Origin of the sequence: Aestuariimicrobium sp. T2.26MG-19.2B (assembly GCF_950101875.1) — a bacterium.
In the GTDB taxonomy this organism is placed as follows: domain Bacteria; phylum Actinomycetota; class Actinomycetes; order Propionibacteriales; family Propionibacteriaceae; genus Aestuariimicrobium; species Aestuariimicrobium kwangyangense.
In genome coordinates, this window is sequence record NZ_CATNLW010000001.1 from 1,795,096 (window position 1) to 1,811,737 (window position 16,642).

A 16,642-nucleotide genomic window follows, 5' to 3' on the forward strand; every position below is an offset into this window, starting at 1 on the left:
TGTGCGTCTATCCACATGGATTCTCTATCGATTTGTCGACCGGCGCACAGCGTCAGGTTCAGCTAGAAATGACCTTGAAGATGTCGGTCAATGCCCGGAACGTGATAGCCTAGCATGCGTGAACTCACCTACTACTGTTGCAATCCTGGGTAGTTGCGTCACGCGAGACGCCTTTGAATATCCAACGCACGGACGATTTCGGGTCTCTGAGTATCTAGCCAGATCGGCCCTAGGTAGTTTCTTTGGATGCTCAAGTCGGGCGATGTCGCCCAGATTTGAGATGATCGACTCGTCTTTCCAGCGACGTATGGTCGAACAGGACGTAACGAAATTGGGGCGTGAGATCTTGCGCGAGGCGCACTGGGACCTCCTTGTTTATGATCCGATCGATGAACGTTTTGCGTTGGCTGTGGCTGAGGATGGCGGTATCGCCACAGTTTCAAATGAGTTTCGGAAGCTTGACCTGCCACCGTCGCGGTACAGGACTATTCGTCCCTTCAGCGACGAGCATTTTGACAAGTGGCGCGCTGGATGGTCGCGATTTGTGGCATTTCTTGACCAGGTCGGAGCCAGGCGCAATTTGGTCGTCCACGACGCGTTGTGGGCGACCAAGGTGCGAGGAAGTGATGATCCGCCCATGCCGATCGACTCAATCAATCGCGCCAACAACTGGCTTCGACGCGCACGGATGGTAATGGCGAAGGACATTCCTGCCGATCAGTTCATCTCCCTCTCGGATGACGTCCGGACGGCCGACCCGGAGCACAAGTGGGGGCTGGCTCCTTTTCATTTTGTTCCTGCCTACCATGTGGAGTTCTTGGATCGGCTGGCCGAGATTTCAGAGCGTATTGACCATGCGCGCGCAGTGTCCAAGTGAGATTCAGCGTCGTGTTCGAGTTCAGCAGATCAAGCCGTAGCCTTGACCATCTCCGACGGATGCTGTGGCATGCCCGCCACGGGGGTTGGCGGCAAGTGCGGCGATACGTTGAGAACGTCCGGTTCGGCTCGCGTCGTTCACGCAAGGTGCTTCGCACGGCTGACGGGGTCTCCGTGGCCCCTTGGAGTTGGCCTGAGCGGGCCCCGGCCAGGCAACTCGCAGCCTTGGTGATTGCTGACGACTTCACACTCGCCGCCTTGCGTTACGAGTGGCAGCAGATCCAGGCCGACCCCACCACGTGGCCCGAGCAGATCGACGGCATTGACCTGCTCTTCGTCGAGTCAGCCTGGTCTGCGAACGGCGGTAGGTGGGCCCATCATCTGACGGGGCCCAAGGCGCCTTCCGCCGAACTCCACGCCCTCGTGGAGGCCTGCAGGAGCCGTGGTGTCGCCACCGTCTTCTGGAACAAGGAGGACCCTGCCCACTTCGAGGACTTCATCGGCACTGCCGCCATGTTCGACCACGTGTGGACGACCGACCTCGATGTGGTGGGGCTCTACCGAGAGCGGCTGGGTCATGATCGAGTCGGGGTGCTCCCATTCGCGGTGCAGCCTGCGGTGCACCACCCGCTGCGCACCCTCACGGACAAGCCAGCGGGAATCGCGTTTGCCGGCACCTGGTTCCAACACAAGTTCCCCGAGCGGCGTGAACAGATGGAACTCCTCTTCCCCGCTGCGGAGGCCGTCGCCACCGAGACCGATCCGTTCGAGATCTGGTCACGCTTCGCGGGCAAGGGTGAGCAGTACGAGTTCCCCGAGCCATGGGCCAGCCACGTGGTCGGGTCCTTGGGCTACGACCAGATGCTCAGTGCCTATCGCGCCTACAAGGTCTTCCTCAACGTCAACACCATCACGAGTTCGCCGACCATGTGCGCGCGGAGGGTCCTTGAGATCACCGCTTGCGGCACGCCGGTGGTCTCGCCTCCCGCATCCGCCCTCCGATCCTTCCTGGGCGACGGTGTGGCCGTCGTCCGCTCGACCGCCGAGGCCACGGACGTACTCGGCCGGTTGACCAGGGACGACCACGAGCGTGCTCGTCTCGTTCATCTCGGCCAACGGGAACTGTGGCGCCACCACACCTACTCGCACCGCGTCGATGACGTGCTCGCGCCGTTGGGCCATGAACGACGTGCCGGTGTGCGGCCCACCGTGAGTGTGGTCAGCGCGACCAGGCGCCCGGGGCAGATCGTCCACCTTCTGCGCCAGGTCGGGCAGCAGTGCGAGGTCGAGTACGAGCTTCTGTTGGGCACCCACGGCTTCGAGCCGACGGCAGCCGAACTCGGTCTCGCGGCCGAGCTTGGGCTGGCGGTCAAGGTTCTCCCGCAGCCGCCCGAACGGCTGCTGGGAGCGATCCTCAATGACCTGGTGGCGCACGCGGATGGCGACGTGGTCTCGAAGATGGACGACGACGACCTGTACGGCCCCCAGTACCTGGCCGACCTACTGGACTGGAGATTCGTCAGTCAGGCCGACATCGTCGGGAAGCAGGCACGCTTCGTGCACCTCGCTGGTTCGGGTGAGACGCGCTTCATGTCCGGGCACATGGAGCACTGCCCTACGACGTTCGTGGCCGGTCCCACGATCACCCTCGCCAAGGACGCGGCACTGGAGCTCCGGTTCCCGGAGGTCTCGACGGGTGAGGACTCCGGACTCCTGAAGCGGGCACGCGAGTCCGGGCTGACCCTGGCCGCTGCCGACCGTTTCAACTTCGTGCAGATGCGCAGTGCCGACCTCAGTGGCCACACCTGGATGGCCACCGACGAGAACTTCTCACACGGCGAGTTGGTCCAGAGTTCACCCACCGACCTGATGTTGCTCTGACGGATCGGTACCGTCGCCCATGGCGGCATCACACGAGGAGAAGAGGCATCCCATGGCGGGCAAGGTACTGGTCGTGTACGGCACGCGCCCCGAGGCGATCAAGGTGGCGCCCCTGATCGCGGAACTGGGCCGCTCAGAGGTGCTCGAGGTCAAGACCGCCGTCACAGGCCAACACCGAGAGATGCTCGACCAGGTGAACGAGTTGTTCGGCATCGTGCCCGACGTCGACATGGACCTGTTCGCTCCCGGACAGTCCCTCAACACACTGGCTGCCAAGGTGATCCGCGGCACGGACGAACTGCTCGACCACATGTCCCCAGATGCTGTCGTGGTTCAGGGCGACACCACCACGGTGGCCATGGTCGCCATTGCGTCGTTCATGCGCGGGGTCAAAGTCGTACACCTCGAGGCCGGGCTCCGGTCCCACGACATCCTGTCGCCCTTCCCGGAGGAGGCCAACCGCCGGCTCGCGGGGCAGGTGACGGCCCTGCACCTCGCTCCCACCACCCAGGCGCGTGACAACCTCGTCCGCGAGAACTTCAACGTCGACGACATCGCCGTCACGGGGAACACGGTGATTGATGCGCTCCTCGAAGCCGCACAGAAGCCGGTGGTCTTCGACGATCCGCGCGTGGCCCAGGTGGTCGAGTCGGGGGAGAAGATCCTGCTGCTCACGGTTCACCGGCGCGAGAACCTCGGGGAACCGATGGCGCAGATCGCTCGCGCCATCGCCGACCTCGCCCGCTCCTACCCGAGCCTGCAGGTGGTCTTCCCGGCCCATCGCAATCCCAAGATGCGCGATGTCGTCTTCCCCATTCTCGAGTCATTGCCCAATGTCACGATCACCGAACCGCTCGACTACCTCCAGTTCGTGCACCTGCAGAAGGCAGCCCACATCGTGCTCACCGACTCCGGCGGCGTCCAGGAGGAGTCACCGGGGCTCGGCAAGCCCGTGCTGGTGCTCCGCGAGAACACCGAGCGTCCAGAAGCCGTGCAAGCCGGCACCGCGCGCCTGATCGGCACCGACACCGATCGCATCGTCTTCGAAGCGCGCCGCCTGCTCGATGACCCCGCCGCCTACCTCGAGATGGCTCAGGCGACGAACCCCTACGGTGACGGCAAAGCCTCGCAGCGGGCCGTGGCGGCCATCGCCCACCTGCTCGGGCTCGGAGTGAGGCTTCCCGACTTCGGAGCCCCCGTCGCCCCATGACCAGCGGTTCGACGTGACACCGCGCAACCGCTGGACGATCCTCGCCGTGGTCGGCGTGGTGGTCATCGTGCTGGTGAGTGCAGCGATCCTGCGGGTGACCGGATCGTCGCGAGCACCCGGCCCGACCCCGACCAGTCCATCGGGCCGAGGGGCCACGCCGCGGCCCCAGTCGAGTTCCACGACCGACCTGGGTCAACTCGGGGACTTCGAGGCAGGCAACCCCATCCCTCTCGGATGGCAGGTCAATGCTCCTCGCGGCGTGACCGTCGAGACGTCGTCCACGAGAGCCGTGACGGGGAAGCGCTCCCTGTATGTTGCCGACGAAACGCCCAGTGCTGGCGCGACGGTGATGGGGCCGGCCCTCGCCATGGTCGGCGGAGCCGTCACCTACCTGCGGGGCCGGGCCTTCATCACCCAGGGCCAGCAGGACATGTCGCTGGTCTTCTACGACCGACTCGGCAAGGAACTGGGACGAGTCAGCGGATCCGCCGTGCCCTCGGCGGGTCGCTGGTCGACCGTGACCCTGCGGGGGGTCGCACCCGAGGGCGTCGCTGTCGCACAGGTCGTCATCTCGACAGCGGACAAGGGCTTGTCCCAAGGGTGGTGGGACGCGTTGGCGTCACTCGAGCCTGCCCTGCGAAACGGCGGGTTCGAGGATGCGCCATCGAGGACGGAGCCGGTACCCGGATGGACCGATGCCTCCAACGCTGCTGGATCGGCTCGGGTGGTGACCGACGATCCCCGAACAGGGAGGAGGGCTCTGGAACTGCTTGCGGCCGAACCTGCCGACACCGCCCGGGTCACCAGTTCCCTCACTCCTGTCTTCGGGGGCGGGGCAACCCGCCTGAGGATGTGGGTGAGGCAGGGGACCGGAGCCCTGGAAGTCACCGTCGACTGGTTCGCCTCCGATGGCACGCCAGCGGGAACCGAACATGTCGACCTGACCTCGCCCGGTACCCAGTGGCGTTTGGCCTCGCGCGATCTGAACGCCCCCACCCTCGCCTCCACCGCTCGCGTGACCTTCACGGCGTGGGGTCCGTCGAGCGTGACCCTCGATGGCGTGACACTGCTGCCGATCGTGGACGGTCTGTCGCTCCCGGGCGAGGGTGGCATCGTCGGTGACCCTCTGGACGACTTCAGCAACGTCGTGCAGACAACCCTGACCACGGTCGATGGACGACTGAAGGCCTGCGCCATCGTCTCGGGATATCCCGCCCACTTCCAGGTCGTCGACGTGGTCACCGGCGATCTGGAGGCCGACCTACCGTTCGACAACCCCAACTTCAGTCAGAGCGGCGCGATCGCGGTGGCTGACGACGGCAGCGTCTACACCGGTAGTCAGGGCGGGCACGTGTACCACTGGGACCCTGTGACCAACACTTTGCAGGACCTGGGCCGGGCCACGGCGACGGCCACCGCCGTGTTCGACCTCACCCCGGGGCCGGACGGCCGTATCTGGGGCGGAACCTATCCAGGGGGTGAACTGATCAGCATTGATCCGACCAGCCACCTGGTGAGCAACCATGGACAGGTCGCCCCGGGTCGTGACTACGCCCGCGCCATCGCGGTGGATGAGAGCTACGTGTACGTCGGTGTGGGCAGCAGCACCCCAGCCATCGTCCGCATCCAGGCCGATGACACGACGAAGAGGACCACCATTCCGCTCCCGGTACCGGTCACGACCGGAACGGTGTCGGAACTGTCCGTCTACGGGAACTTCCTGGCGACCAACGTGCCGACCGGCAAGACACCCGACGGGACCTCGCACCCCGGTCAGCGCTATCTGTACGACCTCACCAGGAAGACATGGGACGTTGCGGCCAACGTGCCGGGTCAGGCGCCGGTGGGGGAGGACTCCAAGGGCCGCTTCTTCTACCTGCGGGGCGGCTCGCTGGTCGGAGTCGACTCGAGCAGTGGGCGCGCCTCGACGATCGCCCGCCACATCAAGGTCGATCCCTGGCAGGGGCGCACCATCCATCAGGGCGTCATGGCCGGTCAGGACGGCGAGTGGATGGTCCTGTTCCAACCGGCATCGGGACTGCAGGCGGTGAATCTCGCGAACGGCAAAGTGGTGACGGTGAACTTCAGCTTCAGGCCCGTGAGCCTGAGGATGAAGTCCTTGGCCGTCGGTCCGGAAGGCTCCCTGTACGTCGGTGGCTACGGCGGAGCCAGCCTCGCGGTCGTCGACCCCGCCACCGGGGAGGCCTCGCAGTACCCCCTCGATCGCACCGCCAGGGGAGTCATCGGTGAGGTCGAAGGCATGATCAGCCAAGGCAGGTACCAGTTCCTCGGCACCTACACGAGGGGCAAGATCTTCCGGTACGACACGACCCAACCATGGGTCGACGGTTCGAACCCCACGCTCGTCGCCGACCTCTCCGGCGACCTCCAGGACCGTCCGCAGGCCTGGGCGACGAGCGGAGGGAGAACCTACTTCGGAACCGTGCCGGCCTACGGCCATCGGGGCGGGGTGCTCGGAGTCATCGAGACCCCGACGTCAGCCCCCCGGGTCATCAAGCAGCCAGTGCCGGGACAGAGCGTGGTCTCCTTGGCGGCCTCCGGCGACATCGCCTACGGCGGGACGTCGCGCTGGGGGGGTCTGGGTGCAACCCCGATCAAGGGCGATGCTCGCGTCTTCGCGTATGACACCCGCTCTGGGCGGCTCCTGTGGTCAGTGGCACCTGTGTCTGGCGCCCAGAGCTTCGGTGGCATGGTGCTGACCCACGACGGACAACTGTGGGCCGCGACCGGAGGGACCCTGGTTCGCCTCGATCGCACCACCGGTCGGGTGATGAAGACCGTTGTTGCGGCGAAGTTGAGTCAGCCCGAACGGGTGGCGTGGCGCAACGTCGACCTGAAGGAGGCCGAGGGCAGGCTCTACCTGGCTGCTGGTGGGTCCATCCACCGAGTCGATCTCGCGAGCGGGGCTGTCACCACCCCCGTACCCTCAGGGGTGACCCACCAACTGTTGGCGGTGGTCGATGGTGAGGTCTATTTCCCGACCGGCGCATCGTTGCGTAGGGTGCCTGTGTCGTGAGCACACCGCTGAAGGGAACCGGTACTGGTATGGCCAACTCGGGGCTTCCGGCTGCTTCGGACTACGGACGATGGGGGGAAGCCCCTGCCGCCTGGGACTCTCTGAAGTCGTTCGGCGAGGCGGCTCAGTGGCGGCCCGGGGTTCACGTGATCTGGCTGTCGCCGGCCACTCACCTCGACGTGCTCGTCGTCGGGGACCTGCATGAGGCGGCAGACGCTCGGGCGGTCCCGGTGTTCCTGAGTGGTGCGGTGACGGGGCGCAACGGCGCGTCCGGGCCGTTCTTCTCAGGCTTGGGCGTGATGTCCGAGGTGGGTGGCCCGTACCTGTGCTTGTCGGACCCGACCCTGGACCACGACTCCGAACTCGCTCTGGGCTGGTACACGGGACTTCCCGGCGAGGGCGTGCGTGAAGCCATGGCCCACTTCCTTGCGGCCGTCCACACCCGATTGGGTCGGGAGTTGTTGTTGGTCGGGGGCAGCGGTGGTGGCTTCGCGGCACTCTCTCTGGCCGAGGTCACTTCGGTACCCACCTCGGTCTTCGTCTGGAACCCCCAGACCGACATCCTGCGGTACTCGCCCGGTCCCGTACTCGACTACCTCTCTGCCATCACCCGCTTCACCACAGCGGACCTGCGTGCGCTGAATGACGACGACCGCGCCGCGTTGTTGTCTGAGCGCGGGATCACCCATGCGGTGAAGGCTCGTGCAGTGGCCGCGAACCCACACGTACGACGGCTGATGTACGGCCAGAACGCCACTGACTGGCATGTCGGCAGCCACTTCTTCCCCTGGCTCGACGACTCACCCCTCGAGGCGAGCGGGCGTGACTCGTATGTCCGTGGTGACACCCACGTGGCGCTCCTGTCCGAGATCAGCGTCGGGCACGACCCGTGGCCGAAGCCCGTCATCGTTCGGGTGCTGCAGGAATTGGTGAGGTGCGAGAACAACCCCGTCCCGCTGGTCGACCGCCTGAAGCAGGAGGGTCTGCTTCCGGCCGACGGGCTCGACAACCTGCCCCGCCGCTGGGATGCGCGCGATGGTCTCGAGGAAGACCTGCGGGCGATCGTCTGGAGATCAGCAGAGGGAATCAGCGCCCGGGCCACCTGCATCCGTGGCGCGACCCAACCAGCTGGGCTCTCGGCTCTCGCTGACCCGGCGCCCGAGGGCGAACTGGTGACCGTGTCGCTGCGAGACGGGCTGGGCGTCGAGATCGGTCAGCGTCAGGTGCCATCGGTGACCCCTCCTGCTCGGCTCAAGATCTTCGTGTACGGCAGTTGCGTCTCCCGCGACACGTTCGCCTACTTCGACAGCACCGTCTTCACCCTCAGCAACTACGTGGCGCGACAGAGCCTGGTGTCGGCCTTCGCTCCCGCCGGCGATCCCCTCATCGACCCGGCCAAGCTGTCGAGCTCCTTCCAGCGCAGGATGCTCGAGTGGGACGCTGAGTCTGCGCTGCCACGCCTTCTGTCCCAGCGGGCGCCAGAAGTTGACCTGCTCCTCTGGGACCTCACCGACGAACGACTCGGCGTCTGGCTGTACGACGACGGCCACGTCACCACGTCGTCGGTCGACATCGCCCCGCACCTGCCCGACGGGCTCGTCAACCGGCGGAGGATCCCGTTCGGTACCGACGAGCATTTCTCACTGTTCCGGGCGGCCCTTCACCAGTGGCGGTCTCTGTTGGAGCAATGCGGAGTGCTCCACAAGGCGGTGCTCCTCGCGCCACCGTGGGCCACGCAGACTCTTCCAGTTGGCGTTGCCGTGGAGGGGCGCGGACCCACGGCCGAGGAGGCGAACCGTGTCATGCCCCGCTACCTCGACCTGATCGAAGAGGTCACGGGAGTGCCTGTCGTGGGACGGGGCCTGAGCGACGTCCGGTCACCCACGGCGCATCGTTGGGGAGTGGCACCCTTCCACTATGACGAAGCCACCCACGTGGAGCTCGCCCGTGCGGTGCTCGGCCTCCACGGTGGCCTGATCCGTGAACGAGTGTCTTCCGCGATCGACCCGCTCGCCCTCGTCACCCGCGTACCTCCACGCCCACCCATCGTGGAGGCGGAACGACGGTCGGCCGTCAACCGAGGCGGTGCAAACATCCGCCAGGTGCGCCGAGAGATCGAGGTCACCCTTTCAGGCGTCCAATTCGCTTCGGTGAGGATCGACCTCTATCGGGGCAGCGAGCGGGTCTCGGCCGGCCCGTGGTCGAAGGAGGCGAGCGCCACCATCGCGATCGACGAGGCAGGTCTGTATCGGGCAAGGGTGCACGTGCTTGATCGCCAGGGATCCCGGATCGCCATTGCCTCGAACACCTTGCGGGTCAGCCGGCTCTGACGAGAACGGTGCCTGGGCGGCGACATCGCCCCGCGGTCGGGCGCGCGTCATCCGCCGGCAGGGACGACGACCCAATTGCTCGTGAGCGCAACCGGCTGGTCGTCGGCCCCACCCCGCCCGAACACGCGAACGCGGTAGCGGCCGGGCGACAGGCCCTCGAAGACGAATTCGCGTCGCGGACCATACGCAACGGTGGCCACATGGTCGCCGCCGCGAAACAGCCGGGCCGAGTACTCCCGCCAGCTGCCCTGGACGACCCTCGCCGTCACCCCACCCGACTCAGCCGCTGCCTGGATGACCAACAGGTCTGCATCGGTGGGCGTCGAGTCGCCGTGCAGCACCTGGGCCAGGTGGCTGGCCAGAGCGTCACGGTAGGCCGGCCCGAAGTCCCCGTGGGTGAGTCCGGGCAGGGTCACCAGGGAGGGCGTACCACCCAGCGCCTGCACGTGCTCGATGAACGGAAGCACGTGACCCTTGTAGTGGTGATCCTTGTCGCCGACCAACACGGTGATGCGGGAGTTCCGCCAGAGCCCGAGGTTGTCGGATGCGAGGTCGTAGAGGGCACGGTTCAGCTCCTCGATGTTCTCCTCAGAGGTGCCGCCCGTCATGAACTCGAGCACATTGGGGTGGGGTTTCGCGACGAAGTTGCCGATCAGCGTCTGGGGCCCTCCGACGAAGATGTCTCCCGCCCCGAGGGCCATGCCGTGCATCAGCGCCGCCGTCGCACCCTTCGAGGACCCGACACACACCAAGTCGTCCGGGGTGAGGCCCAATTGCTCCAGGGTGCGGCGGATCAGCGCCTGCACTGAGCGGAAGATGGCGCGGTCCCCGTGGTCCTGCAGGTAGTACGCGCCCTGGTCGCCGAAGTCGTCGAGGATGTACAGGGCCTCGGCTTCGGCGGCATCGATCACGGGCTTGTAGTTGTAGGTGAAATCCCCGCGCTGGTGCATGCTCGTGAAGGCCACGACCAGCCGACGCTGCGTCCTGCCCTTGGTGCGCAGGTGGTTCACTCCCACCTCTGACTCGAACCGTCGCCAGCCTGAGCGGGGGCCGACGCCGCGGTCTCGGTAGGTGAAGTCGTGCAGACGGATGCTGGTCCGGATCTGCACATGAGTTCCTGCGAATGACACCACCGCCACGTCGTTGGGCTCGTGCTGACCCATCGCCGGGAATCGCCAGCCCAGAGGCTTGCGACCGGCGACCCCCTTCTTGACGCTCGTGCGAGTCGGGACGTCGGCTTGCCACCACGCGTCCATCACCTTGGTGCCGTGATGGTGAACCTCGTAGCCCTGTCCATGGGGAATGACCTCGAGGTCCTCACCCGCGTGCCAGAGCAGTTCATAGGCGTGAGGCGAAGGGGCCGTGATCCGGTCGGTGACCTCGATGACAGGTCCGCCGTCGGCGTCGACCACGTCGACCGTGCGCTCATGCACGACACCCTCACGGAGTCGCGCGTTGCGGCCGGTTGCGGTGAACCCGTCGTCATCTGCGCTGCTCACGCTCATGGTCACGGTCGCCAGGTCACCACCGGTGCGGGGGATGCTCGTGCCGTCGACCACCAGGGTGCTGTGGGCGTACTGGGAGTAGGCGTACTTCGTGAGCGGATCGCCGTAGTTGTAGCCGTTGGGCCCGGCCTCACTGATGAGGTCGAGGCGCTCGTGGCGCAGGAACAGGGAGTTCTCGTCTGCGTGCTTGTGGTAGTCACCGTTGTAGGCGGAGCTGAAGAAGACGTAGGTGGCGTCGGGATCTCCCCAGGCGCTGCGGTGGATGGCGTACCCCGATTGCGGCAGGACCAAGGTGCGCGTGTCTGGCTCGACGCCCCGCTTGCCGACGGTGGCGGCGTACGAGAAGTGGTCGTCGCCGAAGCTGCTCGCTCCGCCGGCGAGCGGAGCGACGGTCGTGTCGCTGACCGGTGGGTAGACGCCGGTCGGTGTGACGGCGTGGGTGGCGTAGGCGAGTGTGCCCGCGAGCAGGTCTTCGAAGCTGGTGAGCTCAACATGGTCGACGGCTCGCAAGACCTCCAGGTGGGCCATCAGCTGTCGCGACACCATCAGGTGGTAGTTGGGAGCGTGCTCGATGTGGACGCCCTCGGCGGTGAAGGCGTGCCGGAAGTAGGCATTGAGTCGACCCAGCGCGGTCGCCAGGAGGGACTGCCTGAGTTCCTCGGATTCCCACGTCGCCACTCCGGCCCAGTTGACCACGGCGATGTCCTGGAACATCCCGTGGTTGTTGAGGCCCGCGTGGAAGGTGTCTGAGGCCAACAAGTCGGCTGTCTGGTCGAGGAACTCGTGCAGTTCACCCAGTTGACCCTCGTCCAGGTGCTTTGACCAAGCGTCCATCATGGCGAGATGCATGGTGAGCCGCTGGGCTGTCGTCTCGTCGTGGAACGCCATGCTCGAGGGGTCGCTGCGCCATTCGTCGGCGTGGGCTCGCCACTGACGGGTCAGCTCCAGGGCCGTTTGGGCCAGGTCCGCGTCGTCGCCCGCTGCAGCGACCCAGTCGGTGAACCAGAGGAAGCCGTGCGCGTAGCGGGCCCGCGAGCGATCGGTCTGTTCGGTCCACATCCCACCTTCGTGGAAGGCGATGTCACCGAACTGGGCAGACTCGAACACGCGCTCCGTCATGAACCGGCGAGCTCGCGCAGCGGCAGGCCCGTTGGTGGCGTGGGGGAGGCGGCGACGTACCACCGGCTCCAGTGCGTCCAGCGACGACGTGGCCATGACCGGCCCGGTCATCCGGCCAGCACGCCGCGCAGGGCGGCGAGGACGTCCGACTGGGCGAAGTGGGCGCGGACGAATGCCTTGCCCGCCTCGACGTCATGGTCGCCGGCGATGATGTGCTCCACCATCTCGTCGACCGTGGGCTCGATCCACGCAGCGGGATAGATGAGGTCGGCGCCCGACCAGGCCACCGTCACGGGAAGGGCGCCCGAGGCGGCACCGTCGGCGATCGTGAGGTGGAAGGACTCGAAATCGCTGGTCGAGAGGACCACACCTATGGAGCGGTACCACTGCGGCATGTCGTCGCCGTGGCCGTCGAAGACGACGGTTCCCGGGGCGGCTTCGTTCAGGCGGTCGATCCGTTCCTGCTGGGCGGCGTACCACTTCATCTCGTCGGGCCGCTGTGCCATCCAGGGGTGGTCCTCCAGTCGCTTCCCCTTGATCCGCAGCCGGTGGTCGTGGCCGCGGTCACGCAGTCGCTCGACCACCTCGATGGCTCGGTCGAGTCGCTTCGTCTGGGGCACGATACCGACGAAGCCGATGGTGTGTTTCGCTCCGGGCAGCTTGGGCAGGTCGAGTGCATCGACATCGACAGGGTTGGGGATCACCACCGCCTTGTGGGCGGGCACCCCGTGACTACGAATGGCCGCCTGCCGGATGAGTTCGCCGACGAACACGTAGCGATCGACGGCAGCATGTCTGATCTGCGACAGGTACGGGCGTCGAAGTTCCTGGGAGTGCACCCGCACGACCAGGCGCTGCTGCGCTGAGACGTGCTTGGAGTACCACACCGCGTTGCCCAGCCCCCACTCGCAGAGCACCACATCGGCCTGCGCCAGCAACTGCAGTGAGGTGGCTTCGTCGTGTTTGGTGTGGGACTGCCAGACGTCGGTGAGCACGGTGGCTCCCGCCTGTTCCAGCGACGTGATCAGGGCCGTCGCGAACTTCAGGTCATGGCCGGCGACCAGCACCGTGCGGCCTTCGAGGGACTGACCTGCGGTCTTGTCAGTCATGTCGACGATCCCGTGGTTCGAGTCGTGCGGGGGTGCACTCATCGTGGTCAGCCTCACCCCGGTCACCCCGTTGCGATGCAGGGCCCCGTCCAAGCCCATCTCGTCCACCAGGACGCGGGCGACCAGGCCTGCCGAACTGCTCGGTGCGTCTGTCGGCGTCGCCAACGGGGACGAGAGCGACAGGCCCTCGTCCGCTGCGGGCTCGATCCGTTCCCATGGCCCGTAGGCATTGCTCAGCAGCAGGTCCTCGAACCACGTACGCGTGAGTGCGGCGAGGGTCGATTCGTCCAGGATTCCGACGTAGTCGGCCGTGGCCTCACCGCGCGGCACCACCTCGATGCCCAGCTCGGCCAGCAGGGCGTGGGTTTCCTGATCGACCTCGCCCATGACCTGACGAGGCAGAACCGACTGCTGCGCCACTGCTCGGAGCGCGAGGGCGGGATCCGAATGGCGAATGTCCAAGGCGTAGGTCGCCAAGGTCACTCCCTCCACCGACAGCCCGGCTGTACGGGTCAGGATGGTGAGTGCGCTGGCGACGGTGTGCGCCCGCAGCACCGACCGAACTTGCAGCCATGCCTCCGCGAGCCTGGCCTGGGGGTTGCGGGACCAACGGCCGAGCCAGGCGCGCCACATCAGCGGATCGGCACTGACGGGGATGGCTGAGCCGAAGGTCTCCTCGATACCGCGACCGGGACCGGAGAGAACCACCCCACCGCACGCGGCGATCTCGACCACGCGTCGGGAGAACATGGAGGGCGAGTCAGAGACGCTGTTGACGTTCAGGTTCGCGAGGTGGGTGGAGTAGGCATCGATCACCTCGTCGTAGGGCAGGCTGCCGCGGACGAAGGGCTGCAGCGAGGCGGGGAATCGGTAGGGAGAATCGGGATCGTCTGCCTGCCGGTCGTAGATCGTCAGGCCGAACGGCTCGGCTGTCGTGAGCAGCGAGGCGAGTTCCGCCGAGCGCTTCTTGTAGCGGTCACCGTAGAACGTTCCGGCGTAGGCAACCGTCGGCTCGAAGGTGCGCGACCTCGCCAGGGGATTGTGAATCCTCGGCTGGGCGTAGAAGGGAAGTGCCGAGGCTGTTCTCACCGTCCCGAGCCCAGCCCGCAGGTACGGGCCGATCATGTCGGCGTCGGTGGTGAACACGTGATCGCAGAGGGCAGCGGTGTCGACGAAACGCGCGAAGTGGACTGGGTCCTCCTTGTTCCAGAAGACTGTCGGGATTCCGCGTTCGCGCGCGGATGAGAGCAGCGCGGCGATGTCTGCGTGTTCGTCGTCCTCGTACCGTCCGACGCCCCTGAACCACTGACCGTGGTTGCCCTTCCAGGCCGACTCGATGAAGACGAGGTCGAGTCCTGCCAGTTGGTCGGCCCAGCGGTGCCTGTCCAAGGGTTGGGTCTGCATGGAGGCCGCCAACGTCTGGCTCGTGAACTCGTCGGCGATGAGTCCGACCCGCAGGTCGGACAGACTGCGCGCCGGGGTGGCATCGGCGAGGCGCTGCTGCTCCAGCCCGGCGTCGGTGTGGGCCTGTCGCACCTGGGCGGCGACGACGTCCCACGTGCGCTCTCGCAGGCACCACTGCCTCCCGGCCCGGCCGAGATCGGCCCGGCGGTCAGGATCGTCGATCAGGTCTGCCAGCGCGTCGGCCAGGCCCACGGGGTCGCCAGCGGGGACGAGCAACCCGCGGGGCGGCGCCGTGGGATCGTCCGCCCCGGCGTAGATGCGGTGCGGTTTCACGTCGGAGAGCACCACTGCCTTGGCGCTGCTCAGGGCCTCCAGCGGCTTCAGTGGTGACACCATCTCGGTGACGGGAAGACTGAGGCGGGGGAGCGGCATGATGTCGAACAGACTGAGCAGCCGGGGCATTTCCGCGTTGGGCAGCCGTCCGAGCAGTCGCACCCGGTCGCTCAGTCCCAACCTGGTGACCTGCTTGGCGAGGTCGGCTTCGGCCTTCCCGCTGCCAGCGATCGCGATGGTGAACTCGCGGCCCCGGTCCCGCAGCAGGGCAGCCGCGTCGAGCAGGGTTGCCAGTCCTTCGTAGGTGACCAGGCTGCCTGCGAACCCGATGACAGGGTGCTCCAGTGGGATTCCGTGGCGGGCTGCGTAGGCCTCGTCCTTGGGCAGGGGGAGGAACTCGTGGGGATGCACCGCGTTGGGTGCGAGACGGATGCGCGCGGGGTCGACACCCCGAACGACAAGTTCGTCCCTCAATTCCTCGGTGATGGCCAGCACTGCATCTGCTTCGGTGAGCACCAGGTTCTCGAGCGAGACCTGCATCTCGTAGCGTTCTGTGCCCTCGAAGCCGGGGCGGTCGGAGGCCTCGGTGATCTCCCAGAGACCGCGAACCTCGTAGACGAACGGCAGCCCGAGGCGTCGCGCGGCGATCAAAGCGGGCAGGGCAGTGCGATGGTTCGAGGCGGCGTGGATCAGGCTCGGGCGCTGCAGTCGCGCCTCCCTCACGTAGGCGTCTGCCGCCTGCAACAGGTAGTGGTCGAGAGGGGTGCGCGTGAGGTCGGGGCCGGGCAGGTGCACGTACTCCACGTCGTTGATGGTGCGCGACCACCGCTTGCGCCTGGGGTGCTTGGCCTCGGTCTTGGTGTCCCAGGGGTAACCGGCGCGTGCGACCACCGTGACATCGTTGCCGCCGGACCGTAGGGCCGAGACGATCCCGCCCGTGCGCGTGGAGTATCCGTTCGTGTGGAAGGCCGGGGTGGAGTGTGCGCAGTACATGATGCGCCCCCGCTCCGGGTGGTACGCAGCACCGGGGCTGCGCGGCGGCACCACCACGGCTCCCGTGATGATGCGTTCATCCCCCAACGCTCGGGCGGCGAGGGCTTGGCCCCAGTCGCCCATCGCACCCACGAGCTCGGAGTGCCGCCGCAGGGCGGCGCAGACTTCGGAGACATGTCCGCCGACGTTCCACCCGTACTGGAGCACGTCCAGCAGGTTCGCAGGGGTCGGATCCGCATCGAGGGCTGTCACCAGCAGCTGCAGTTCCCGCGCATTCGACGTGCCCGTGGACGTCGCCGTTGGGCGAGGCGAGGAGCTGCCCGGAGCGGCCGCGGTCGCCGACCGGTGCGCGGGTGGCCCGTTCGAAATGGTGGGGGCGCTCTGGGAAGGAGCGGCGGGCGGGGGAGTGGACGCAGTGCTCGCGAGCTGCGCAGCGGTGGCCACGGTGGAAGGGCGGCCGACGGCACGACGGGTTGCCGATGCCCGCTGCTTGACCATGGCCAACGGATGCAGCGCCCACCTGCCCACGAGCCAGGTGCGAGACCCGCGGAGTCGCTTCAGGTCGTCCTTGAGGCGCTTGTTCTCCACCCGGTAGGCGGCCAGGGCCGCGTTGGCCTGGGCCAACTGGGACTTCTGCGCAGCAAGGGCAGCGCGGGCACGCTCCGCCTCCCGCTTGTTCGTCTCGGCGTCCTTGCCCTTCGCGGAGCCCTTGGGTGAGGTGGAGCGTGCCGCCATGCCGAGGTACTTCGTCCAGAATTCGTCGAAGTGGGTCAAGGCGTCCTCACGGCGCAGGTCGTCGATCTGTCGTGGGTCGCGCGTCTCGTCAGCGTGCACGTCTCGTCCTC

Annotated in this window: 7 protein-coding genes; 5 read left to right on the plus strand and 2 right to left on the minus strand. The window is 66.7% G+C overall.

Annotated features, from left to right (window positions below; genetic code table 11):
- Window positions 1-118 precede the first annotated feature (118 nt).
- The 5 genes from QQZ11_RS07980 (at window position 119) to QQZ11_RS08000 (ending at window position 9,334) form a co-directional block, all read left to right on the plus strand.
- A complete protein-coding gene (locus QQZ11_RS07980; protein ID WP_284549736.1) occupies window positions 119-877 on the plus strand; it encodes a DUF6270 domain-containing protein in 759 nt (252 codons plus the stop codon).
- Window positions 878-1,134: 257 nt separating this feature from the next.
- Entirely contained in the window at window positions 1,135-2,757 is a 1,623-nt protein-coding gene (locus QQZ11_RS07985) for a glycosyltransferase family protein (protein WP_284549738.1), read from the plus strand.
- Window positions 2,758-2,809: 52 nt separating this feature from the next.
- Window positions 2,810-3,967, plus strand: coding sequence for a non-hydrolyzing UDP-N-acetylglucosamine 2-epimerase (wecB, locus tag QQZ11_RS07990; protein ID WP_284549740.1), 1,158 nt, complete (start codon window positions 2,810-2,812; stop codon window positions 3,965-3,967).
- 13 nt (window positions 3,968-3,980) lie between these two features.
- Window positions 3,981-7,004, plus strand: a complete 3,024-nt coding sequence (locus tag QQZ11_RS07995; RefSeq protein WP_284549742.1) for a hypothetical protein — start codon at window positions 3,981-3,983, stop codon at window positions 7,002-7,004.
- Window positions 7,001-9,334, plus strand: coding sequence for a DUF6270 domain-containing protein (locus QQZ11_RS08000; protein WP_284549744.1), 2,334 nt, complete (start codon window positions 7,001-7,003; stop codon window positions 9,332-9,334). The genes QQZ11_RS07995 and QQZ11_RS08000 overlap by 4 nt, the downstream gene beginning before the upstream one ends.
- Window positions 9,335-9,381: 47 nt before the next feature.
- Here the strand turns inward: QQZ11_RS08000 and QQZ11_RS08005 are convergent, their stop codons facing one another.
- Together QQZ11_RS08005 and QQZ11_RS08010 are read right to left on the minus strand one after the other, a co-directional pair.
- Window positions 9,382-11,946, minus strand: a complete 2,565-nt coding sequence (locus QQZ11_RS08005; protein WP_284549746.1) for a heparinase II/III domain-containing protein — start codon at window positions 11,944-11,946, stop codon at window positions 9,382-9,384.
- Window positions 11,947-12,065: 119 nt separating this feature from the next.
- Window positions 12,066-16,631 (minus strand): glycosyltransferase, encoded by a 4,566-nt coding sequence (locus tag QQZ11_RS08010; protein ID WP_284549748.1) that lies wholly within the window; start codon window positions 16,629-16,631, stop codon window positions 12,066-12,068.
- Window positions 16,632-16,642: the final 11 nt, after the last annotated feature.